This window comes from Pseudomonas sp. BJa3 (assembly GCF_026343815.1).
GTDB classification, from domain to species: Bacteria; Pseudomonadota; Gammaproteobacteria; order Pseudomonadales; family Pseudomonadaceae; genus Aquipseudomonas; species Aquipseudomonas soli.
Genome location: NZ_JAOXMC010000003.1, coordinates 112374 through 135671, shown reverse-complemented (window position 1 = coordinate 135671; position 23298 = coordinate 112374). Strand labels below are relative to the sequence as shown.

At 64.0% G+C, this 23298-nt stretch carries 22 protein-coding genes; 12 read left to right on the top strand and 10 right to left on the bottom strand.

All coding sequences use genetic code 11. The features are described from left to right. Positions 1–6 precede the first annotated feature (6 nt). The 6 genes from nuoJ to OH705_RS04150 all read left to right on the top strand — a co-directional run bounded on the left by nuoJ (position 7) and on the right by OH705_RS04150 (position 7900). Positions 7–507, top strand: a complete 501-nt coding sequence (gene nuoJ, locus OH705_RS04175) for an NADH-quinone oxidoreductase subunit J (RefSeq protein ID WP_023631348.1) — start codon at positions 7–9, stop codon at positions 505–507. 3 nt (positions 508–510) lie between these two features. Then, entirely contained in the window at positions 511–819 is a 309-nt protein-coding gene (nuoK, locus tag OH705_RS04170; protein WP_023631349.1) for an NADH-quinone oxidoreductase subunit NuoK, read from the top strand. Beyond that, positions 816–2669 carry an NADH-quinone oxidoreductase subunit L gene (gene nuoL, locus OH705_RS04165; protein WP_267301111.1) on the top strand — a complete coding sequence of 618 codons (1854 nt, stop codon included), beginning with the start codon at positions 816–818 and terminating at the stop codon, positions 2667–2669. Before nuoK ends, nuoL begins: the two co-directional genes overlap by 4 nt. Positions 2670–2709: 40 nt before the next feature. Then, positions 2710–4242, top strand: coding sequence for an NADH-quinone oxidoreductase subunit M (gene nuoM / locus OH705_RS04160; protein WP_038706425.1), 1533 nt, complete (start codon positions 2710–2712; stop codon positions 4240–4242). A 7-nt stretch (positions 4243–4249) separates the two neighbouring features. Further along, positions 4250–5719 (top strand): NADH-quinone oxidoreductase subunit NuoN, encoded by a 1470-nt coding sequence (nuoN, locus tag OH705_RS04155; RefSeq protein WP_038706426.1) that lies wholly within the window; start codon positions 4250–4252, stop codon positions 5717–5719. 129 nt (positions 5720–5848) lie between these two features. Beyond that, positions 5849–7900, top strand: coding sequence for a TonB-dependent receptor family protein (locus OH705_RS04150; RefSeq protein WP_267301108.1), 2052 nt, complete (start codon positions 5849–5851; stop codon positions 7898–7900). 24 nt (positions 7901–7924) lie between these two features. On the opposite strand, the gene OH705_RS04145 is transcribed toward OH705_RS04150, so the two are convergent. Further along, positions 7925–8989 carry an AI-2E family transporter gene (locus tag OH705_RS04145; protein ID WP_023631352.1) on the bottom strand — a complete coding sequence of 355 codons (1065 nt, stop codon included), beginning with the start codon at positions 8987–8989 and terminating at the stop codon, positions 7925–7927. Between the two features lie 123 nt (positions 8990–9112). Here OH705_RS04145 and yegQ point away from each other — a divergent pair, with 123 nt between their 5' ends. From yegQ to OH705_RS04115, 6 genes are all read left to right on the top strand, one after another. Beyond that, the gene (gene yegQ / locus OH705_RS04140; protein ID WP_094011335.1) at positions 9113–10447 is read left to right on the top strand and encodes a tRNA 5-hydroxyuridine modification protein YegQ; all 1335 of its coding nucleotides are present in this window, start codon (positions 9113–9115) and stop codon (positions 10445–10447) included. A 79-nt stretch (positions 10448–10526) separates the two neighbouring features. Next, on the top strand, positions 10527–12254 hold the full coding sequence (locus tag OH705_RS04135) for a copper resistance system multicopper oxidase (protein ID WP_104445137.1): 1728 nt from the start codon (positions 10527–10529) through the stop codon (positions 12252–12254). After that, positions 12247–13152: a copper resistance protein B gene (locus OH705_RS04130; protein WP_267301104.1), complete on the top strand. Its 906-nt coding sequence runs from the start codon at positions 12247–12249 to the stop codon at positions 13150–13152. Before OH705_RS04135 ends, OH705_RS04130 begins: the two co-directional genes overlap by 8 nt. 84 nt (positions 13153–13236) lie before the next feature. Then, positions 13237–13665, top strand: coding sequence for a DUF411 domain-containing protein (locus OH705_RS04125; RefSeq protein ID WP_094011333.1), 429 nt, complete (start codon positions 13237–13239; stop codon positions 13663–13665). Then, positions 13665–14102: a YqaA family protein gene (locus tag OH705_RS04120; RefSeq protein WP_023629647.1), complete on the top strand. Its 438-nt coding sequence runs from the start codon at positions 13665–13667 to the stop codon at positions 14100–14102. Before OH705_RS04125 ends, OH705_RS04120 begins: the two co-directional genes overlap by 1 nt. Positions 14103–14172: 70 nt before the next feature. After that, positions 14173–15171: an alpha/beta fold hydrolase gene (locus OH705_RS04115; RefSeq protein ID WP_023629646.1), complete on the top strand. Its 999-nt coding sequence runs from the start codon at positions 14173–14175 to the stop codon at positions 15169–15171. 69 nt (positions 15172–15240) lie between these two features. Here OH705_RS04115 and OH705_RS04110 read toward each other — a convergent pair whose 3' ends face one another. The 9 genes from OH705_RS04110 to OH705_RS04070 form a co-directional block, all read right to left on the bottom strand. After that, positions 15241–16308: a hypothetical protein gene (locus tag OH705_RS04110; protein ID WP_267301102.1), complete on the bottom strand. Its 1068-nt coding sequence runs from the start codon at positions 16306–16308 to the stop codon at positions 15241–15243. Between the two features lie 219 nt (positions 16309–16527). Then, positions 16528–17349, bottom strand: coding sequence for a hypothetical protein (locus tag OH705_RS04105; protein WP_023629644.1), 822 nt, complete (start codon positions 17347–17349; stop codon positions 16528–16530). 13 nt (positions 17350–17362) lie between these two features. Continuing rightward, positions 17363–18367 carry a type III secretion system translocon subunit SctE gene (sctE, locus tag OH705_RS04100; RefSeq protein ID WP_267301101.1) on the bottom strand — a complete coding sequence of 335 codons (1005 nt, stop codon included), beginning with the start codon at positions 18365–18367 and terminating at the stop codon, positions 17363–17365. A 151-nt stretch (positions 18368–18518) separates the two neighbouring features. Further along, positions 18519–19016 (bottom strand): SycD/LcrH family type III secretion system chaperone, encoded by a 498-nt coding sequence (locus OH705_RS04095; RefSeq protein WP_094011329.1) that lies wholly within the window; start codon positions 19014–19016, stop codon positions 18519–18521. 8 nt (positions 19017–19024) lie between these two features. After that, positions 19025–19972 (bottom strand): virulence-associated V antigen, encoded by a 948-nt coding sequence (locus tag OH705_RS04090; RefSeq protein ID WP_267301100.1) that lies wholly within the window; start codon positions 19970–19972, stop codon positions 19025–19027. Between the two features lie 162 nt (positions 19973–20134). Beyond that, a complete protein-coding gene (sctV, locus tag OH705_RS04085; RefSeq protein ID WP_094011327.1) occupies positions 20135–22234 on the bottom strand; it encodes a type III secretion system export apparatus subunit SctV in 2100 nt (699 codons plus the stop codon). Continuing rightward, a complete protein-coding gene (locus OH705_RS04080) occupies positions 22231–22560 on the bottom strand; it encodes a hypothetical protein (RefSeq protein WP_023629638.1) in 330 nt (109 codons plus the stop codon). The genes sctV and OH705_RS04080 overlap by 4 nt, the downstream gene beginning before the upstream one ends. Positions 22561–22564: 4 nt before the next feature. Next, positions 22565–22930, bottom strand: coding sequence for a hypothetical protein (locus OH705_RS04075; RefSeq protein ID WP_267301098.1), 366 nt, complete (start codon positions 22928–22930; stop codon positions 22565–22567). Then, positions 22927–23298 carry a hypothetical protein gene (locus OH705_RS04070; protein WP_094011325.1) on the bottom strand — a complete coding sequence of 124 codons (372 nt, stop codon included), beginning with the start codon at positions 23296–23298 and terminating at the stop codon, positions 22927–22929. Before OH705_RS04070 ends, OH705_RS04075 begins: the two co-directional genes overlap by 4 nt.

Here is a 23298-nt window from a genome sequence, read left to right as displayed (position 1 = left end):
AGAAAGATGGAATTCGCTTTCTACTTCGCATCCGGTGTCGCCGTTGTCTCCACGCTGCGCGTGGTGACCGGCACCAACCCGGTGCACGCCCTGCTCTACCTGATCATTTCGCTGATCTCCGTGGCGATGATCTTCTTCTCCCTCGGTGCGCCCTTCGCCGGTGCCCTGGAAGTGATCGCCTACGCCGGCGCCATCATGGTGCTGTTCGTCTTCGTGGTGATGATGCTCAACCTCGGGCCGGCCTCGGTCGCCCAGGAGCGTGGCTGGCTCAAGCCGGGCATCTGGGCGGGGCCGGTGATCCTCGCCGCCCTGCTGCTGCTGGAGCTGCTCTACGTGCTGTTCGTCACCCCGTCGGGCGCTGCCATCAGCGGTACCACCGTGAGCGCCAAAGAGGTCGGCATCAGCCTGTTCGGCCCTTACCTGCTGGTGGTCGAACTGGCCTCGATGCTGCTGCTCGCGGCAGCCGTCACCGCCTTCCACCTGGGCCGCAACGAGGCGAAGGAGTAAATCATGGGTGCTATCCCTCTCGAGCATGGTCTGGCGGTCGCCGGCATCCTGTTCTGCTTAGGTCTGGTTGGCCTGATGGTCCGCCGCAACATTCTCTTCGTGCTCATGAGCCTGGAAGTCATGATGAACGCCGCTGCCCTGGCGTTCATCGTCGCCGGTGCCCGTTGGGTCCAGCCCGACGGCCAGGTGATGTTCATTCTGGTGATCAGCCTGGCAGCCGCCGAGGCCAGCATTGGCCTGGCGATCCTGCTGCAGCTGTATCGCCGCTTCCACACTCTCGACATCGATGCTGCCAGTGAGATGCGCGGATGAACCTTATCTTCCTGACGTTCGTATTCCCCCTGATCGGCTTCCTGCTGCTGTCGTTCTCGCGCGGGCGGTTCTCGGAGAACCTGTCGGCGCTGATCGGCGTCGGCTCGGTCGGTCTGTCGGCGGCCACCGCTGCCTACGTGATCTGGCAGTTCAACGTCGCCCCGCCTGAGGGCGGTGCGTACAGCCAGCTGCTGTGGCAGTGGATGTCGGTGGACGGCTTCGCGCCGAACTTCACCCTGTACGTGGATGGCCTGTCGGTCACCATGCTGGGCGTGGTCACCGGCGTCGGCTTCCTGATCCACCTGTTCGCTTCCTGGTACATGCGTGGCGAAGCCGGCTATTCGCGCTTCTTCTCGTACACCAACCTGTTCATCGCCAGCATGCTGTTCCTGGTGCTGGGCGACAACCTGCTGTTCATCTACTTCGGCTGGGAAGGCGTGGGCCTGTGCTCGTACCTGTTGATCGGTTTCTACTACAGCAACCGCAACAACGGTAACGCGGCGCTCAAGGCGTTCATCGTCACCCGTATCGGCGACGTGTTCATGGCCATCGGCCTGTTCATCCTGTTCGTCCAGCTGGGCACGCTGAACGTGCAGGAACTGCTGGTACTGTCACCGCAGAAGTTCCAGGCCGGTGACACCTGGATGGTCCTGGCCACCCTGATGCTGCTGGGTGGCGCGGTCGGTAAATCGGCCCAGCTGCCGCTGCAGACCTGGCTGGCCGACGCGATGGCCGGCCCGACCCCGGTTTCGGCACTGATCCACGCCGCCACCATGGTGACCGCGGGCGTGTACCTGATCGCCCGTACCAACGGCCTGTTCCTGCTGGCGCCGGATGTCCTGCACCTGGTAGGTGTTGTCGGTGGCGTGACCCTGGTGCTGGCCGGCTTCGCTGCGCTGGTACAGACCGACATCAAGCGTATCCTCGCCTACTCGACCATGAGCCAGATCGGCTACATGTTCCTGGCCCTGGGCGTCGGCGCCTGGGACGCGGCGATCTTCCACCTGATGACCCACGCCTTCTTCAAGGCCCTGCTGTTCCTTGCCTCGGGTGCGGTGATCGTTGCCTGCCACCATGAGCAGAACATCTTCAAGATGGGCGGCCTGTGGAAGAAGCTACCGCTGGCCTATGCCAGCTTCGTGGTCGGTGGCGCCGCCCTGGCCGCCCTGCCGATCCTGACCGTGGGTTTCTACTCCAAGGACGAGATCCTCTGGGAAGCCTTCGCCAGCGGCAACAGCGGCCTGCTGTACGCCGGCCTGGTCGGCGCGTTCATGACCTCGCTGTACACCTTCCGCCTGATCTTCATCGCCTTCCACGGCGAAGCCAAGACCGAAGCCCACGCCGGCCACGGCATCAGCCACTGGCTGCCGCTGGGCGTGCTGATCGTGCTGTCGACCTTCGTCGGCGCCTGGATCCACCCGCCACTGGCAGGCGTGCTGCCTGAAAGCGCCGGTCACGCCGGTGGCGAAGCCAAGCACTCGCTGGAAATCGCCTCGGGCGCCATCGCCATCGCCGGTATCCTGCTGTCGGCCCTGCTGTTCCTGGGCAAGCGTCGCCTGGTCACCGCGATCGCCAACAGTGGTATCGGTCGCGTCCTGTCGGCCTGGTGGTTCGCCGCCTGGGGCTTCGACTGGATCTACGACAAGCTCTTCGTCAAACCTTACCTGCTGATCAGCCACATCCTGCGCAAGGATCCGGTTGACCGCAGCATCGGCCTTATTCCTCGCCTGGCTCGCGGCGGTCACGTTGCCATGAGCAAGACCGAGACCGGCCAGTTGCGCTGGTACACCGCTTCGATCGCCGTCGGTGCCGTACTGGTACTCGGTGCCGTGGTAGTGGCCGCGGTATGACCATGAATCTTGCGACTTTGCCAAAGGAAACCAACCCGTCATGATTTTGCCTTGGCTGATCCTGATCCCCTTCATCGGCGGCTTCCTGTGCTGGCTGGGTGAGCGCTTCGGCTCCACCCTGCCGCGCTGGATCGCGCTGCTGACCATGTCCCTGCTGCTCGGCATCGGCCTGTGGCTGTGGGCGAACGGCAACTACACCCTGGCCCCGGCGCCGGGCGCCGAACCGGCCTGGGCCCTCGAATACAAGGTCGAGTGGATCAAGCGCTTCGGCATCAGCATCCACCTGGCCCTCGACGGCCTGTCGCTGCTGATGATCCTGCTTACCGGCCTGCTCGGCGTGCTGTCGGTGCTGTGCTCGTGGAAAGAGATCCAGCGCCACGTCGGCTTCTTCCACCTCAACCTGATGTGGATCCTCGGCGGCGTGGTCGGTGTGTTCCTGGCGCTCGACCTGTTCCTGTTCTTCTTCTTCTGGGAAATGATGCTGGTGCCGATGTACTTCCTCATCGCGCTCTGGGGTCACAGCTCGGCCGATGGCAAGAAGACGCGAATCTACGCGGCGACCAAGTTCTTCATCTTCACCCAGGCCAGCGGCCTGATCATGCTGGTGGCGATCCTCGGCCTGGTGCTGGTCAACTACAACAGCACCGGCGTGATCACCTTCAACTACAGCGACCTGCTCAAGGCCGAGCTGCCGGCTGGCATCGAGTACATCCTGATGCTGGGCTTCTTCATCGCCTTCGCGGTGAAGCTGCCGGTTGTGCCGTTCCACTCCTGGCTGCCTGACGCCCACGCCCAGGCGCCGACCGCCGGTTCCGTGGACCTGGCCGGTATCCTGCTGAAGACCGCGGCCTACGGCCTGCTGCGCTTCGCCCTGCCGCTGTTCCCGAACGCCTCGGCCGAGTTCGCGCCGATCGCCATGACCCTGGGCCTGATCGGTATCTTCTACGGTGCCTTCCTGGCCTTCGCGCAGACCGACATCAAGCGCCTGATCGCCTTCTCCAGCGTCTCGCACATGGGCTTCGTGCTGATCGGCATCTACTCCGGCAGCCAGCAGGCCCTGCAAGGCGCGGTGATCCAGATGCTGGCCCACGGCCTGTCGGCCGCTGCGCTGTTCATTCTGTCCGGCCAGCTGTACGAGCGCCTGCACACCCGTGACATGCGCCAGATGGGTGGCCTGTGGCACCGCATCGCGTATCTGCCAGCCATCAGCCTGTTCTTCGCCGCCGCCTCGCTGGGCCTGCCGGGTACCGGCAACTTCGTCGGCGAGTTCCTGATCCTGATCGGCAGCTTCGCCCACGTGCCATGGATTACCGTGATCGCCACCACCGGCCTGGTGTTCGGCTCGGTGTACTCGCTGATCATGATCCACCGCGCCTACTTCGGCCCGGCCAAGGCCGACACCGTGCTGGCCGGCATGGACAGTCGCGAGCTGATCATGGTGTTGGGCCTGGCTGGCCTCTTGATCCTGCTGGGCGTGTATCCGCAGCCGTTCCTCGACACCTCTGCCGCCACCATGAGCGGTGTGCAGCAGTGGCTCGGTTCCGCTTTCACTCAACTCGCTTCGGCCCGGTAAGAGCGCTATGGAATTCACCACTCAACACTTCATCGCATTGGCGCCGATGCTGATCACCACCATCACCACGGTGGTGGTGATGCTGGCGATCGCCTGGAAGCGCAACCACTCGCAGACCTTCCTGCTGTCCACCGTGGGCCTGAACCTGGCCCTGCTGTCGATCCTGCCGGCACTCAAGGTTGCACCGCTGGCGGTCACTTCGCTTGTGACCATCGACAAGTTCGCCTGCCTGTACATGGCGATCATCCTGGTGGCCACCCTGGCCTGCGTCACCCTCGCCCACGCCTACCTCGGCGAAGGCTCCAAAGGTTTCCCGGGCAACCGGGAAGAGCTGTACCTGCTGCTGCTGATGTCGGCACTGGGCGGCCTGGTGCTGGTCAGCGCCAACCACCTGGCCGGCCTGTTCATCGGCCTGGAGCTGCTGTCGGTGCCGGTCTACGGCCTGGTGGCGTATGCGTTCTTCAACAAGCGCTCGCTTGAAGCCGGCATCAAGTACATGGTGCTGTCGGCCGCCGGCTCCGCCTTCCTGCTGTTCGGCATGGCCCTGCTTTACGCCGACGCCGGCAGCCTGACCTTCGATCAGCTGGGCAAGGCCCTGGCCGCCACCAGCATGCCGAGCCTGCTGGCGCAGTTGGGCCTGGGCATGATGCTGGTGGGCCTGGCCTTCAAGCTGTCGCTGGTACCGTTCCACCTGTGGACCCCGGACGTGTACGAAGGCGCCCCGGCGCCAGTGGCCGCATTCCTGGCCACCGCCAGCAAGGTCGCGGTATTCGCCGTGGTCGTGCGCCTGTTCATGCTCTCCCCCGCCGCCAGCAGCGGCGTGCTGAGCACCGTACTGGCAGTCATCGCCGTGGCGTCGATCATCATCGGCAACCTGCTGGCGCTGACCCAGAGCAACCTCAAGCGTCTGCTCGGTTACTCGTCCATCGCCCACTTCGGCTACCTGGTCATCGCCCTGGTCGCCAGCAAGGGCCTGGCCCTGGAAGCCATGGGCGTGTACCTGGTCACCTACGTGATCACCAGCCTCGGCGCCTTCGGCGTGATCACCCTGATGTCCTCGCCATACGCCGGCCGTGACGCCGACGCCCTGTACGAGTACCGCGGCCTGTTCTGGCGCCGTCCGTACCTGACCGCGGTACTGACCGTGATGATGCTGTCGCTGGCCGGTATCCCGCTGACCGCAGGCTTCATCGGCAAGTTCTACATCATCGCCACCGGCGTCGAGTCGCACCTGTGGTGGCTGGTCGGCGCCCTGGTGATCGGTAGCGCCATCGGCGTGTACTACTACCTGCGTGTCATGGTCACCCTGTACCTGGTCGAGCCGAACCTGCGTCGCCACGACGCCCCGCTGAAGTGGGAACAGCGCACCGGCGGCGTGATGCTGCTGGCCATCGCGATCCTTGCCTTCGTGCTGGGCGTGTACCCGCAGCCGCTGCTGGAGATGGTGCAGCAGGCTGGATTGCAACTGATCGGTTGATCGGCTGACAGCAATACAAGACACCCCGCCTCGGCGGGGTGTTTTTTTGAGGTCCTATAGATCGTCCCCTGTGCTTCGGCTGCCCTTTGCAGCGTCAGACTCCCGCACCCGATCTGGAACCCCGTCCCCATGCGCCCCACCCTGCCCTACTCCCTGCTGGCCCTGTTCGTCGCCGGCACCGCCCAGGCCGCCAACCGCGTCGAGCTCGACCAGGTGCTGATCCAGGACCATCAACAGTCCGAGCTGGAAGCCGCCGCCGATCACCTGCGTTCTATCCCCGGCGCCAGCAACCTGGTGGACATGGACAAGGTGGGCCAGGGCCGGGTGGCGACCAATCAGGATGTGCTGGCCTACCAGCCGGGAGTGTTCGCCCAGTCGGCGGGCAACGACGGCATCAAGCTGTCGATCCGTGGTTCGGGCATCAACCGCGCGCCGGGTGCCCACGGCTCGGGCGTCTACACGATGTTCGACGGCCTGCCGCTGACAGGCCCCGGCGGCACGCCCTATGAACTGTTCGAACCGCTTTGGCTGAGCCGCGCCGAAGTGCTGCGCGGTGCCAACGGTTTCGACCAGGGCTCGCTGGCCCTGGGCGGCGCGATCAACTACGTGACCCACACCGGCTACGATGCCGCGCCTTTGCAGGTGCGCTACGAAGTCGGCAGCCGTGGCTACCAGCGCCGGCACATCAGCTCCGGGCAGGTGCTGGGCAACCTCGACTATTACGTAGCGCTTACCGACGCCGAGTACGACGGCTTCCAGCGGCACAGCAGCGGCAGCGCCAAGGGCATCGCCGCCAACGTCGGCTATCGCTTCAATCCGAATCTTGAGACGCGCTTCTACCTGCGCTACCGCGAGACCGAGAACGACCTGGCCGGGCGCCTGACCAAGGATCAGATCAAGCACGATCCGCGCGCGGCAAACCCGGCCTACCTGGCCCGCGATGACCGCCGCCCGCAACCGGGCAGCACCTGGGTCGGCAACAAGACCACCTTCTTCCTGGATGACGACTCGCGCCTGGAGGCGGGGCTGGTCTATCACGACTATCCCATGGACCTGCGCGAAGGCCCGATGCGCCTGAAGGTCGCCTACACCGATGTCAGCGGCACGCTGAACTACTTGCGGCGTGACACCCTGTTCGGCCATGAGAGCAAGACCACCCTGGGCTGGCGCACCACCAAGCACCTGCCCAACAGCGGCGCCTCGCAGTTCGCCCGCCCTGGCGGCGACAATTTCGGGGCCCGCACCCGCGACTTCAGCTACCAGGGCTCGGACACTGTGTTGCATGCAGGCAACGATCTGGAGCTGATTCCGAACCTGTGGCTGACCACGGGCCTGGCGATGATCTACACCCGCCGTGAAAGCGACGTCACCTATCCAAGCAGTGGCGGCAAGGTCAGCCAGCATGACTGGGATTATGCGCCACGGCTGGGCCTGCGCTACGACATCCGCCCGGACCTGCAGGTCTACGGCAATCTCAGCCGCTCGGTGGAGCCGCCGCACCCGTGGTCGCTGGTCTGGAGCGCGCCGGTAAACAACCAGCCGATGAAGATGCAGAACCAGACCGCCACCACCCTGGAACTGGGCGCCCGCGGTGATTCCGCGCTGGGGCGCTGGAACCTGGCCTGGTACTACGCCCAGGTACGTCATGAGCTGCTAAACGTGGAAGTCGTGCAAGGCTTGCCGTTCAAGGAGTTCAACGCCAGCCCCACCGTGCACCAAGGCATCGAAGCCGGCCTGGACAGCCTCCTCTGGGAACAATCCGGCACCGGCAAGCTCAGCCTGCGCCAGGCCTACACCTTCAGCGATTTCCACTACCGTGACGACGACAAGTTCGGCGACAACCGCCTGCCCGGCATTCCCATGCACTACTACCAGGCCGAACTGCGCTACGACTGGCCGAGTGGTTTCTACGCCGGAATCAACACGCAGATGGCGTCCAAGGTGCAGGTGGACTACGCCAACAGCTACCACGCCGACGCCTACGCACTGCTCGGCGCACGCCTGGGCTGGGATTCGCCCAAGCGCGACTGGCAGACCTGGCTCGACTTGCGCAACCTGACCAACAAGCGTTACGCGGCGACGGTGACCCCGGGGTACAACGATGCCGGGCAGGACATCGCCCGCTCGACGCCGGGGGAAGGGTTCGGGGTTTATACCGGGGTTTCCTACAGCTTCCGGTGACCCCGGGGGCGCCTTGCGCCCCATTCAAGACGGCAACTGCACCTGCGGCTTGGTCGAGGCAAAGATCGCCCAGCTGGAAATGAACAACGCCGCGATCAACGGCCCGATCACAAACCCGTTGAGCCCGAACACCGCCAACCCGCCCAGGGTCGAAACCAATACCAGGTAATCCGGCATGCGCGTGTCCTTGCCCACCAGGATTGGCCGCAACAGGTTGTCCACCAGGCCGATCACCAGCACCCCGAACGCTGTCAGCACGATCCCCTTCCACAGCGCCCCGACCAGCACGAAGTACACCGCCACTGGCGCCCAGACGATCCCCGCGCCCACCGCCGGCAGCAACGACAGGAACGCCATCAGCACCGCCCACACCAGCGCGCTGGGGATATCCAGTATCCAGAAGATCAAGCCACCCAGCGCACCCTGGGTGATCGCCACCAGCAGGTTGCCCTTGACCGTGGCCCGCACCACGCGCTTGAACTTCAACTGCAGCCGGCGTTTCTGCTGCTCGGGCAGTGGCACCGCCTGGCGCACCTTGCGCGCCAGCTCCGCCCCCTCGCGCAGGAAGAAGAACAGCAGGTACAGCATGATGCCGAAGCTCACCAGGAACTCGAAGGTGCCCTGGCCGAAGCTGAAGGCCTGGCCGGCAAGGAACTGGCTGCCCTGGGTCGCCCACTTGGTGATCTTGTCGCGCAGGCCATCGAGGTTGCCCATGCCCATGCGGTCGAGGAAATGCTGGACATAGGCCGGCAACATATCCTTGCCCCGTTCGATATAGCCGGCGATATCCAGCTGGCCACTCTCGATGCGCTGGTACAATGCTGCCCCCTCCTGCACCAGCAGGGCGCTGATGATGATCACCGGCAGCACCGCCACCAGCAGGCAGGTGGCCAGGGCCGCCGCCGTGGCCAGGTTGCGTCGCCCGCCACAGCGCAGCAACAAGTGGCGTTGCAGCGGTGCGAAGAGAATGCCGAGGATCACTGCCCAGAAGATCGCGCCGGAATACGGCAACATGATCCAGATGAAGGCGATGGTCACCAAGGCCAACAACACGGTCAGGGCTTTGTTCTGCAGGACGGTCTCGTTCATCGGCGTTCCTCGTGGGCTCAACCATTTAGTGCACAGCGCATCGGTAAAAGTGCCGTTGATCCAGATCAATACCTGCACGGCGGCGCCGACTTAGCATCCGCGCCTTTTGCCCCCGGTGCGCACATGACCTCTTCCGCCAAGCCCGAACTGCTAGCCCCCGCCGGCACCCTCAAGACCATGCGCTATGCTTTCGCCTATGGCGCCGACGCGGTCTACGCTGGCCAGCCGCGCTACAGCCTGCGGGTACGCAACAACGAGTTCGATCACGCCAACCTGTCCCTCGGCATCCAGGAGGCCCAGGCCCAGGGCAAGCGCTTCTACGTAGTGGTCAACATCGCCCCGCACAACGCCAAGCTCAAGACCTTCCTCAAGGACCTGGCGCCGGTGATCGAGATGGGTCCGGACGCGCTGATCATGTCCGATCCTGGGCTGATCATGCTGGTTCGCCAGCACTTCCCGCAGATGCCCATCCACCTCTCGGTGCAGGCCAACACGGTGAACTGGGCCAGCGTGAAGTTCTGGCAGGGCATGGGGCTGACCCGGGTGATCCTGTCGCGGGAGCTGTCGCTGGAAGAGATCGAGGAGATCCGCCAGCAAGTACCAGAAATGGAACTGGAGGTGTTCGTGCATGGCGCGCTGTGCATGGCTTACTCCGGACGCTGCCTGCTGTCGGGCTACCTGAACAAGCGCGATGCCAACCAGGGCACCTGCACCAATGCCTGCCGCTGGAAATATGAGGCGACCCCGGCCACCGAGAACGCCACCGGCGACATCGTCCGCGAATTCGAACCCACGCTGGGCATCGGCGCCCCCACTGACCAGGTATTCCTGTTGCAGGAGTCCAACCGTCCGGGCGAAGAGATGCCGGCATTCGAGGACGAACACGGCACCTACATCATGAACGCCAAGGACCTGCGCGCCATCCAGCACGTCGAGCGCCTGGCACATATGGGCGTGCATTCGCTGAAGATCGAAGGTCGTACCAAATCGCACTTCTACTGCGCCCGCGCCGTGCAGTCCTACCGCCAGGCCATCGACGACGCAGTGGCCGGGCGGCCATTCGACCGCGGTTTGATGGTCAACCTCGAATCCCTCGCCCAGCGCGGCTACACCGAAGGCTTTCTGCGCCGCCACGTGCACGACGAGTACCAGAACTACCAGCGCGGCAATTCGCTGTCCGAGCGCCAGCAGTTCGTCGGCGAGCTGACCGGGGTGCGCGTGGACGGCCTGGCCGAAGTGAAGGTGAAGAACCGTTTCGCCGTGGGCGACCATCTGGAACTGATGACTCCGCGCGGCAACTACCACTTCGACCTGCACCGCCTGTGCGACCGTCAGCAGCAGGCCATCGAGGTGGCGCCGGGCGATGGCCATGTGGTCTACCTGCCGATCCCCGAGCAGGTGTCCCTGGAATTCGGCTTGCTGATGCGCGACCTGGAAGGCGCCGAGGCCGCTGCCTGACAAATCTGTAATCCACGCCTCAGGTGGCTGACAGGCGCTGGCGGCAAGGATGGTGGCAATTTCGTAGCGAGAGCACGCCATGCCACCGACTCCAACCCGCCGCACCTTCGTCAAGGGCCTGGGCGCCGCCACCGCCCTGGCCGGCCTTGGCCTGTGGCGCCCGCTGGCCCAGGCAGCAGAGGGGCGCTTGCCGCTGCACGACCTGAGTGGACAGCAGTTCGAGCTGTTCATCGGCCAGACCCCGGTCAACATCACCGGCCGTCCGCGCACCGCGCAGACCATCAACGCCAGCCTGCCCGGCCCGCAGCTGCGCTGGCGCGAGGGCGACACCGTCACCCTGCGCGTGCGCAACCGCCTGGACCAGGCCACCTCGATCCACTGGCACGGCATCATCCTGCCGGCCAACATGGACGGCGTGCCGGGCCTTAGCTTCGCCGGCATCGAACCTGGTGGCGACTACCTCTACCAGTTCACCCTGCGCCAGAGCGGCACCTACTGGTACCACAGCCACTCCGGCTTGCAGGAGCAGGCCGGCGTGTACGGCGCCATCGTCATCGATCCCCGCGAACCTGAGCCGCACAGCTACCAGCGCGATCATGTGCTGCTGTTCAGCGACTGGTCGGACCAGGCGCCGGAAGCGCTGATGGCCACGCTGAAGAAACAGTCCGACGCCTTCAACTACCACAAGCGCACGGTGGGTGACTTCATAAACGATGTCGCCGAAAGCGGCTGGCGCAACACCCTCGACAACCGCTGGGCCTGGGCGAAGATGCGCATGAGCCCCACCGACCTCGCCGACATCAGCGCCGCCGGCTACACCTACCTGCTCAATGGCCAGCCACCGGACGGCAACTTCACCTGCCTGTTCCAGCCCGGCGAGACCGTGCGCCTGCGCCTGATCAACGCCTCGGCGATGACCTATTTCGACTTCCGTATTCCCGGCCTGACACTCACAGTGATCGCCGCCGATGGCCTGCCGGTGACCCCGGTGACCGTGGATGAGCTGCGCATCGCCGTGGCCGAGACCTACGATGTGCTGGTCACCGTGGGCGACCTGCCCGCCTATACCTTGTTCGCCCAGAGCATGGACCGCACCGGCTTCGCCCGTGGCACCCTGGCCCGCGCCGCCGGATTGCAAGCTCAAGTGCCCGAGCCGGATCCACGCCCGGTGCTGAGCATGGACGACATGGGGCATGGCGGCATGGGCCAGATGGACCATGCGAACATGCCGGCGATGGACCACGGCAGCATGGCGGGCATGGACCACTCGGCCATGGCCATGATGCAAAGCCATCCAGCCAGCGAAACCGACAACCCGCTGGTGGACATGCAAACCATGGCGCCCCGCGCCAACCTGGCCGACCCAGGCATCGGCCTGCGCGACAACGGCCGCCGGGTGCTGACCTACGCCGACCTGCGCAGCCCCTACCCCGATCCGGACGGACGCGAGCCATCGCGGGACATCGAACTGCACCTGACCGGGCACATGGAACGCTTCGCCTGGTCGTTTGACGGCATCAAGTTCAGCGATGCCGAGCCGCTGCGTCTGAAGTATGGCGAGCGGGTGCGCATCACCCTGGTCAACGACACCATGATGACCCACCCCATCCACCTGCATGGCATGTGGAGCGACCTGGAAGATGAACAAGGGCGCTTCCTGGTACGCAAGCACACCCTCGACATCCCTCCCGGCAGCCGGCGCAGCTACCGTGTGACCGCCGACGCCCTGGGCCGCTGGGCCTACCACTGCCACCTGCTCTACCACATGGAGACCGGCATGTTCCGCGAGGTACGGGTCGATGAATGAGAACCGCAACCGCAGCTTCGCCACCGGTGTCGCGCTGCTGGCCTTGCTGGTCAGTGAACGGGCACTGGCCACGGGTATGGACCACATGAACCATGGCGCCATGCCAATGGATCACGGCCAGGTGAACCATGGCAGCATGCCCATGGACCACAGCCTGATGAACCACGCGGCGACGCCCCCTGACCAACCACGCACACCCTTGCCGGTAGTCACCGACGCCGACCGCCGCGCCGCCTTCCCGCCGCTGCCGGGGCATCAGGTGCACGATCGGGCAACCAATTGGGCAGTGATCGTCGACCAGCTGGAGTACCAGAACTTCGAAAACAGTGGCGCCCTGAACTGGAACGCCACCGCCTGGGTCGGCGGCGATATCGACCGCCTGTGGCTGCGCAGCGAGGGTGAACGTGAACAGGGCAAGACCCACAAGGCCGAGCTGCAGGCACTCTGGGGCCATGCCATCAGCCCCTGGTGGGAGCTGGTCGGCGGTGTACGCCAGGACTTCAAGCCCGCCAGCGGCCAGGCCTGGGCCGCCTTCGGCATCCAGGGCACGCCACTCTACGGCCTGGAGCTGGAAGCCACCGCCTACGCCGGCGAGCGGCAGCAGACCGCGCTGCGCCTGGAGGTCGCTTACGCTATGCTGCTGAGCAATCGCTGGGTCCTCGAGCCGACCGTCGAAGCCAACTTCTTCGGGCGCAACGACGCCGGGCGCGAGCAAGGCGCGGGGCTTGCAGAAAGCGAGGTGGGCCTGCGCCTGCGCTACGAGATCACCCGGGCGTTCGCGCCCTATGTCGGGGTCAGCTTCAACCGCCTGCACGGCAACCGCGCCGAGCAGGCCCGAGCGAATGACGAGGACAGCGGCCAGACCCGGTGGGTGGCCGGGGTCCGCCTGCGTTTCTAAGGTTTGACGCCGGTCCTTTATGAGCCGCTCCTACAGAGTCGGCGCTGATCAACCAGATATGTCTAGTTTCACAGGAGCTTCACCATGCTGCGCAAACACCTGCTCACCCTCGGCCTGCTGGCCATCACCGGCCTGGCCCAGGCCGCCGAGACCATCGACGTCTACCGCGACCCCAACTGCGGATGCTGCAAGGAATGGATCAAGCACCTGAGCGACAATGGCTTCACCGTCAACGACCATGTCGAGCCGGACATGAGCGCGGTCAAGCAGCGCCTGGGCGTGGCGCCACGCCTGGCCTCGTGCCACACCGGGGTAATCAACGGCAAGTTCGTCGAAGGCCATGTGCCGGCCGAGCAGGTACGCCTGCTGGCCAACCGCGCCGACCTCAAGGGCCTGGCCGTGCCCGGCATGCCCATGGGCTCGCCGGGCATGGAGATGGGTGACCACAAGGACGCCTACCAGGTCATCGGCGTGACCCAGGACGACCGCGACACCGTGGTCGCCATCTACTGATGCTCGGCCTTTGGGCGCTGTTCCTCAGCGCCTTCGGCGCCGCGACCCTGCTGCCACTGCAATCGGAGGCGGTGCTGGTCGGGCTGCTGCTTCGCGACCCGCAAGCCTGGGCCACCCTGCTGCTGGTCGCCACGCTCGGCAATGTGTTGGGCTCCATCGTCAACTGGCTGCTGGGCCGGGCCATCGAGCACCTGCGCGACAAGCGCTGGTTCCCGTTCAGCGCCCGCCAGCTGGAGCACGCCCAGCAGCGCTACCAGCGCTGGGGGCAATGGTCGTTGCTGCTGAGCTGGATGCCGGTGATCGGCGACCCGCTCACCCTGATCGCCGGGATCATGCGCGAACCCTTCTGGCGCTTCGTGCTGCTGGTCACCCTCGCCAAGGGTGGGCGCTACATCGTGGTGGCGATGGTCACCCTGGGCTGGTTTCATACTGGGTAACACCTTTCACGGCGGGTAACCGCCAGCGGCTGCTACAGTCGCTCTTTCCCCAAATGGACGGAGTGCTGTCATGCTGCGCGCAACTGCCCTGGCCCTGGCCTGTCTGATTACCGGCGCGGCCATCGCCGCCGAACCGCCAACCTACGGCAAGCAACTCGAAGGCTTCGCCTACCCGTACCCGTTGCAGCACTTCGACTTCCAGTCCCAGGGCCAGGCCTTGCAGATGGGCTACATGGACGTGCCCGCCAAGGGCACGGCCAACGGCCACAACGTGGTGCTGATGCACGGCAAGAACTTCTGCGCCGCCACCTGGCAAACCACCCTCGATGCGCTGAGCCAGGCCGGCTATCGGGTCATTGCCGTGGACCAGATCGGCTTTTGCACCTCGAGCAAACCCGCACATTACCAATACAGCTTCCAGCAACTGGCCGACAACACCCATGCGTTGCTGGCCAGCCTGGGGGTGAACAAGGCCATCGTACTCGGCCACTCCACCGGCGGCATGCTCGCCACTCGCTACGCCCTGATGTACCCGCAGCAGGTGGAACGCCTGGCCATGGTCAATCCCATCGGCCTGGAGGACTGGAAAGCCCTGGGGGTGCCCTATCGCACCGTGGATCAATGGTATGCCCGGGAGCTGAAGCTCGACGCCGAGGGCGTGCGCAATTATGAGCGCGCTACCTACTATGCCGGGCGCTGGAAGCCCGAGTACGAACGCTGGGTGCAGATGCTGGTGGGGCTGAACAAGGGCCCGGGGCACGAGGCGGTGGCATGGAATTCGGCGTTGATCTACGACATGATCTTCACCCAGCCGGTGGTGCACGAGTTCAAGGACCTGAAGATGCCGACGCTGTTGCTGATCGGTGACCAGGACACCACGGCCATCGGTAGCGATATCGCCACCCCCGAGGTGAAGGCCATGCTGGGCAGGTACAAGACCCTGGGACCGCAGGTGGCCGGGTTGATTCCGAAGGGGGAACTGGTGACCTTCGAAGGGCTCGGACATGCCCCGCAGATCGAGCAACCCGAGCGGTTCCACAAGGCGCTGATCGACTGGCTGGGGCGCTGAAGCCCCAGGCCAGTGCTGCCGCTAATGTGGTGTTTTGCAAATACCACCAGTCAGTTGTGAAACACCCTACTAGGCCCCGCGAGCCACGGGCAGCGCCTCGAGTTGGCGAACGGCGGAGGTACACCTTCTCTCCAGCGTATCCGTCATCGCCATCGCCCGGAAACCTGCAAGCGGCACGGGCTCCTGCTTCAGATGCCCGAAAAGCTCGCCGAAGGTATGAGTCTGCCCCAGCGCCGTGTGCTCCAGCACCATCGCGGCGATCTTCTGCTCGGACGCACTGCCCTGCCCTACCAGCGACTCGAAATGCCCGAACAGTCGTGACAGCGGGCCCACAGGATCCTGCAGTGACCTCATCGCCGCGTGGAAGTCATCGAGCTTCGGTAGCTTGCCGTCAGCGCCGAAACCGAACGTCACCTCCTTCAAAACCTTGGCAGCATCAATTGCGCCATCGGTCGGTATCTCGGTTGGCGTAACCCGCTCGATGGCCTGCGCCTGGAATGCATCGTCCAGGCCACTGGCGGCCAGTGCCGGCTCCGTAACCCGCGCCGCCCCGTTCGCCTCTTCGTTGTTGCTTGCCGCTGGCAGCGTAGGCTGTTGCGCAAACCGCTCGATGAACTGTGTTTCGACATCCTTGACGAACGCGACCACTGCGGCGGCCCCAACCTGATCAGGATCAGGGAACTCGGCGAATCGCGCGGCCAGGAATCCGACCGCTTCGAGTACCTTGCCCGCGGCCTGTCGATTACTCTGCATCAGATCTTTATTGTCCTGGGTATTCGATTCGATGAACGAAAATTCCTGGGCGAACTTGAGCTTGTTGATGCGTGTATCTACCTGCAACTCAGGGACGAGGTTCCCAAGCGAGGTGATATTCGAGAACAGGCAACAGGTGCTGCGCATGATATTGCTGCCCTCCAGCTGTTGGCCGTAATTGGCCATGAACTGTTCAAGCGAGACCTCCTCCAGCTTGGCCGTTATGCCTCTGGCTTGCGACCTCGTCACCTCAGGCAGCCCATTGGCCATACCCTCGTTCAACGAACCCATCATATCCGGCGTCGACGTCGTAGCCTGGTTGGCATCCTTCGCCACACCGGTGCGAAAGCCAAGAAATTCAGCAACGGCAATGAATAGACGCATCAGGATGCCGTGTGTTAACGGCGCTTCGTGGTGAGCCAGCCGCTGAGCGGACTCGGAGGTTCTGACCTGTGCGCAGTCACTGCGCTCATTGACTGGGCTGGAGTAAAGCTGATGTACCCCACCCATGGAAATCGCGTCTGGCACTTTACAAACCTCTATCAAATTGTTGAAAAAAAACTACGCCCTGACTCACGCGCGCCTGCATGCTTCCCGGCGAGCTCAAGCCATGACCCCTGCAGCCCTGAATCCTTGGCTGTCGTTACGCAGGATCTCCTGAATGAGCTGACGCACCTGGTCGATCACTTTCGCCAGGTCATCGGTGTTGCGCTGGAACAGCTCCTTCTGGTTGCCAGCAACCGCTGCTTCAAGCTCCTGTTCCTTGGCCCTCGCATCCTGCAGCGACTTCATGGCATGGGCGATGCCGGTGCCGAACGCAGCCCCGCTTTGCGCCACGCCATTGAGTGTGTGCAGGCCAGTGTTACGGGTATCGATGCCGTTCTGCAGATGCTTGACCTCAATCCGGTTCGCGCCGATCTGCTGCTTCGAAGCCACTGCCACCTCGCCAGGCTGAGCGTATCTGGCCGCATGACTGGCTTGTTCCAGCCCCTTGATCGCGCTTGCATCCCTCAGGTTTCTGGCCATGCCGGTAGTGCCGCTGGTCAGGGTGAACATGCCCAATGCGCCACTGACGGCCGCCGAAGCGAACAGCGCGTTGCTGGCGTTTCTCATCCAGCCGATCTGCTCCTTGCCGGCCTGCACGCTGACCTCGGCCTGTGTTCTGCGCCCTTGGGCGTTACCGTCGCGCACCTGCATGGCAGCGCTGAGAATGGCCAGCAGGCAATGCACATCCTGCCTGCAGGGCATCGTCTGTGGCGCATCCAGGCCGATTTGCCCTGGCCGCTCGCCGGTCTTCTCTTGCGCTGCCGGGTTGGGCATGGCCAGCATCGCCCACAAGGGCTTCGGGGCATTGTGCCCCTTGATGAGCGATGACGGAGCTTCCACGGCGGGCGATTGATCGATGTTGGTAATAGACAGACTCATGATTGCTCCTTGATCAGGCGATGACGTTTAGACAGGCGATATCCGCGCAGGCGTTGTGGCGTGCGCTCAGCATTTCCAGCAGTTGCTCGAAGCGTTGCTGCTTCTTTGCGAGTAGTTGGTCAAGTTCCTTGGCCAGCTGCTCGAGATAAGCGTGGCCCTGCTCGAGCACCAGGCGTGTTTCGGCCAGTTGCGCCTCGCTGCGCAGCGCCAGTCCTTGCATGAACGAACTGGCCGCCTCACTCGCGCTCGACAGCGTGGCGGTCGCCATGCTGGCACCGGTCAAGGTCATCTGCAGCTTGGCTTGGGAACCTGCGCTGGCAACCGAGGCGCTCCCGCTGGAGGCCACACTCTGGATTTTCTGGCCCACAGAGAGGGCAACCTGTGCAGCCTTGCCACTCACCTTGCCGGCCAGTTTGGCCGCAACCACCGCAAGGCTACCGCCAACGGTCAGCACCACCGAGGCAAGCGCCAGCGCGACTTCCACAGCCATCAGCACAGGCCCGAGGTATTTCATCACTTCTTTTGAGATATGCCCGTCCTCGGCCGCCTGTTTCAACGACATGGACACTATCCCCATGACGCCACCGGCGATCATCAGGGCGCCCGCCACGGCGCCCAGCCCGGTCGCAACCAGCACCGTGCCGACCACGATGGACACGATGGCCGCCGCCCAGCCGAAGACCTTGTCGAATACGCTCGCCGTGCCGGCGTCCTGGTGACGCTGGTTCACCTCTGCCAATTTCTGCGCGTTGAGCGCCATCTGCTGGCGGTTCTGCTCGGTCATCTGCCGAACCTGCTGCAAATTGAGTTCGGTCTGGCGGGCGCCCAACCGGCTCAGCAATTCAGTGAGGCGGATATCCAGCTCGGCATCGGAGATCTCTCCGGCAAGCTGCCCGAGGATCAATGCCCCGACATCGGGTACCGTGGCCAATGCCGGCTGCATGAGGTGGCCAGGGTCGACACTTTTATCGAGCAGGCCATGAAGGTGTCGTGCTGTCGCCAAGGATTCCTCAATCAACGGAGGGTCCAGCCTGATACTACGATCAGGCTGCGCTGGCATGTCCACCGGGACCCTGCCGGTATCGCCTGGCAAGCGGACGGCAGTGCCAGTCACGGGCGCTTCAATCTCGCTTGCAGCCGCGATCTCCCGTGGTTCAGCGCCAAAATGTTCAATTCGCACGGCGTGTAGCCTCCTTCTGTCGCAATGCCTCGAGCAGCGCCTGCGCCCTGCTCGCCAAGCCGCCATGTTCAACGCTCTCGGCCAAGGCCTGGGCATGTTCGTAGCCGCTGCGCGCCGAAACCAGATCACCCAGATGCTGTTGGCATTCAGCGGCATGCAAGCAAAAGCGCGGGTCCTGCGGCGCGAGCATTGCGCCGTAGGCGTAGGCCGGCAGTGCCTCCTGATAACGCTGCAACCCCTGGTAACTGGCTGCCACCCCGAGAAATGCCCGGGCGTCGTAGTGGTCGAGCGCCGCCAGCCCTTTGAACATCGTCAAGGCATCCTCCAACCGCCCCGCCTGGTAGAAGCCGAATGCCTGGGCATAGAGCGTTTCAAGCTGTGCCGCGCCAATCCCGCGTAACATGGCGAACGTGCCGCCCTCGGCGAAGAAGCTTTCAATCGCCTCGGTCTCGCTGGCATCGGCGCCTGTCGGTTGAGCTGCACTCATCAATCACCTCAGTTCTGCATAATCTTCGACAGCATCGAGAACCACGTCTCGACGAACTTCATCATCACCTCGGTAGAGGTGGTGTAGCGCGACCCCGCGTCATTGAGCAGGGTGGTCTTCTCGGTCACCCTGTCATTGACGATACGCGTGCGATCGCTCAAGGCCTGGGAGAAGTTGGCAAGCGGGTTGTTGTCCTTGTGCCAGGTGTATTCCGCTTTCAGGTCATCCATCGGTCCGCTGACCCTGTGTCGCCGATGAACACTGCTATCGGGCGACAGGCCGGTGGGCTTGGCTGCCAGGAACTGCTGTACCGTCACCGCGGCAGTGCCGTACGAAGCAAGTAATCGATGTTCAGGGCTGGCTTCCCAGGCAGCCGCATCCAGGTCGTACAACTTCGGGTCGAAGAGGTTGAAGCCCGGGTCCTGAAGATCGAAGGTGCCCTTGTCTGCCATGACCACGTTGACCTTGGACTGGATCACGCTGAAGATCTTCAGCTCTGCGGTGAGGCTTTTCAGCTGCTCACTCAGCTCTGTACGCTCGGTTTTCTGCTTGCGCATGCGTAAACCCATCGCCGCCATCACCAGCTCGTCCATGCTTAGCCGTTCGCCCAGGTTCACCAACTGCAGGGGAGCGCCCGGCAACCACGCCGCATAGGCTTGCAGCAACTGGATCAGGGCATCGGCTGGCTCGTCGGGCAGAGGATCGGGCAGCAGGCTGTCGAAGTAGGACCGGCTTTGCGCCAATCGCGCCTGCCCTTCGGGGCCCAGCAAGGTCTCGATGACCTGCCGCCGCTGCTCGCGGCTCAATGGCAGGCCATGATCATCCGCAGCCGTGATCGCTTTCTGGTCGAGAAAGCACTCCACCCTCTGGATATCGACCCAGATCTGCGGGGGTGCCACGCGATCGACAGGCGGCAAGGGGGCTAGGCGGTTGAATGCGTCGATAGAGCTGTTCATCATCTGTTTCCGGTTGGCTGGGTACCCCGTCTCAAGGTAAGGCTGGCCATGACCAGGCTGAGGTACCGACAGATGAAGTCTATTGAGGTGGTGGCGACCATTCCGTCAGGCCCGGTCGCGATTTTGTAGTTCAGGGGTATGGTTTCTGACGCCAGAATGGCGTCAACCAATGCGCCCTAGTGGCTGGATGTTGATCTGCGTCGTGAGCTCCTGAAAGGACAGCACAGGCAGGTCTGAACAAACGCCTTCGACCAACTTGCGCACATAGCGTCGGATGTCCATGGACACCACCAGCACGGGCTTTGCCTGGGCTTCATGCAGGTTGCCCAGCGCTGCCTTTAGCTGGGCGAGAAAGGCATCGCTCTGCGCAGGTTCCAAGGCCAGGTAGCTGCCGGCGCTGGTCTGCCGGATGCCGTTGCGGATCATCTCTTCGGCCGACGGATCGAGCAGGTAGGCCGGCAGCAGGTTGTGGCCACTGGCATACTTGTAGCAGATGTAGCGTTTGAGGCTGCTGCGCACATATTCGGCCAGCTGCACCACGTCCTTTTCCTTCTGCCCCCACTCCACCATGGCCTCGAGGATCGAACGCATGTTGCGGATCGAGATGCCCTCGCTCACCAGCCGCTGAAAGACCTCGGTGATTCGCTGCAATGGCAGGATCCGCTGAACCTCCTTGACCAGCTCACCATAGCCCTGCTCCATCTGCTCCAGCAGGTAGCGGGTTTCCTGGATGCCGATGAAATCCCCAGCGTATTCGCACAGCACATGGGACAGGTGCCAGGCGAGCACCTGGTCGACCGCCAGGAAGGCACAGCCGGCACGCGCCAGGCGATCACGCTCGCTCTGCTCCACCCAAAGGCTCGCACGTCCAGGCAAGAGCGCTTCGCCTTCCACGTAGGGCACGCCGACAAGCTCCAACTGGCTGAGCTTCTCCTGAACCAGAAGACACCCAGGCTTCAGCCTGCCTCGCGCCACCGGCACTTCCTGCAACAGGATGCGGTACTCCCCAGGACCGAGCGCGCTATTGAACCGCAGGCGGATACCAGGGAACGGCACGCCATGGTCCAGATAGAGCGCCTGGCGGACCCGTGCCAGTTCATCGTTCAACGAAGCGGCTTCCAGGGCGGCTTGCAACTCGCTGTCCACATCGATGAGCAAGGGCACCGTCAGGGCAAAGGCCTGCGGATCGCCGCCCGCCTTCGTCTTGCCAGCGGGTTTCAGCGCGGGAGCGCCGGCACCATTGGCCAGCAACGCCGGCAGACCGCCGCCGTGCTGTTGGCCTGCCTCTTCGACCCGCCGCTGGCGAATCGCCCACCAGCCTCCGCCGCCGACCATCAACGCGAGCATGAAGAACGTTACTGTCGGGAAGCCCGGGATGAGTGCGAACAACCCCAGCAAGGCGCCACCGATCAGCAGCGCCTTGGGCTGCGCCATGACCTGGCTGCCGATGTTCGCCCCCAGGTCATGGGCACCTTGACCGTCGCGGGTGACGATGATTCCCGCGGTGATGGCGATCAACAACGCCGGCACCTGGCTGACCATGCCGTCGCCGACGGTGAGCACCGCGTAGACCTGCAGCGCATCAGCCGCGCCCATGCCCTTCTGCATCACGCCGATGGCCAGGCCAGCCAGCAGGTTGACGATAATGATCACCAGCCCGGCGATAGCATCACCCTTGACGAACTTCATCGCGCCATCCATGGCACCGAACATCTGGCTGGCCTTCTCCACCTCGCCACGGCGCTCACGGGCCTCGTTGACGTCGATGACCCCGGCGCGCAAGTCGCCGTCGATGCTCATCTGCTTGCCCGGCATGGCGTCGAGGGAAAACCGCGCGCTGACCTCCGCTACCCGCTCGGCGCCCTTGGTGATGACCAGGAACTGCACGATGGTGATGATCAGGAACAGGATGCAGCCCACCACCAGGTTGCCACCCACCACAAAGTCGCCGAAAGTCTGCACGATCTGCCCGGCATCGGCTTCCAGCAGGATCATCCGCGTGGTACTGATCGACAGCGCCAGGCGAAACAGCGTGGTGACCAGCAGCACCGAGGGGAACACCGAGAAATGCAATGGCGAGACCACATACACCGACATCATCAGCAGCACCACCGCGATGGTGATGTTCAGGGCGATCAGCAGGTCCAGCAGCAGGGGCGGCAGTGGCAGGATCATCATGAACACTACTGCCAGCAACATCACGGCCAGCATCAGGTCCTTGCGCTTGCCGATCCGGCCGAGTATCCGGGTCAGCTGATTCATCGGCGCGCCTCACGACGCAGGTACTCGGCATAGGTGGCCTGGGCCTGCTCCAGTCGGCCAGCCATTTGCTGCGCCTGGCTCAGGCATAGCCACAAGGACGGCCGCAGCTCGCCTGCTTCGCGCAGCGCCAGGCACTGCCGTTCGGCGCTCGCCCAATCGCCCAATTCAAGCGCTGCCACCACTGCGGCCCGGCACCCGACGCGATGCTGGGGAACGGCGCGCAACAGCACCTCCAGCAATACCCGCGCCCGTTCGGGCCGAGCGCATTGCAGATGCAACCAGGCCAACAGCTGCAAGACATCCTGCTGTTCGTTCGACAATTTCATGTGTTCACACCTTGAGCAAGAAGTTAACGCAGTAACCCAGCGTGCGCCGATCGGCCAGCAGCGCTTGCACAAGCGCCGCCGCCTCTCGGTCCCCGGGAATCTGCGACGCAAGCAACTGCTCCATCAACGAGCCCAGCGCACGGGTGAAGCATTGCGGGTCGTACAGGTTGCGCAGGTCATGCTCGGGCCTGGCGTAGGACAGCCGCAGGCGTGCCGCTTGATGCTGCGGGTACAGCTCACGCAAGTGCGCCTGCACCGGGTGCCTCGGCCGAGGCAAAGCCTCGCATCCTGGCGAGGCACGCGCCGCGTCGGCTGGCGCCCACGGTAGCCAGGAATGATTGACCTGCCCGGCCGGTTCGATAAAGCTCATGTCGCCAAAACCTCGGTGCGTACACGCGTCAGCAAGCGATAGGCCAGATGCAAGGCCTGCTCGGTCAAGCCGTGTTCGTCGAGGCCTGCCAGCAGCACCAGACGATCGTCGGCAAGCAGTCCACAGCGCAGCAGGCAACCTGGGGCCTGATGTTCGTACACCTGCCTGAGCGCACACTGCATGGCGCGCTCGAACATCGCCCCGTGCACGGGAAACTCCAGCCACAGCGTCAACTGCCCCCCTCGCCGTTCGAGCTGCAGAACGCCTGCCCCTGGCAGCTCCAGGCGCAGCAACGGCTCCTGCCGATGCGCTGGCGCCACACCCAAATGGCGACAGAACTGGGCAACGGCTGCCGTGCACGGATCCAT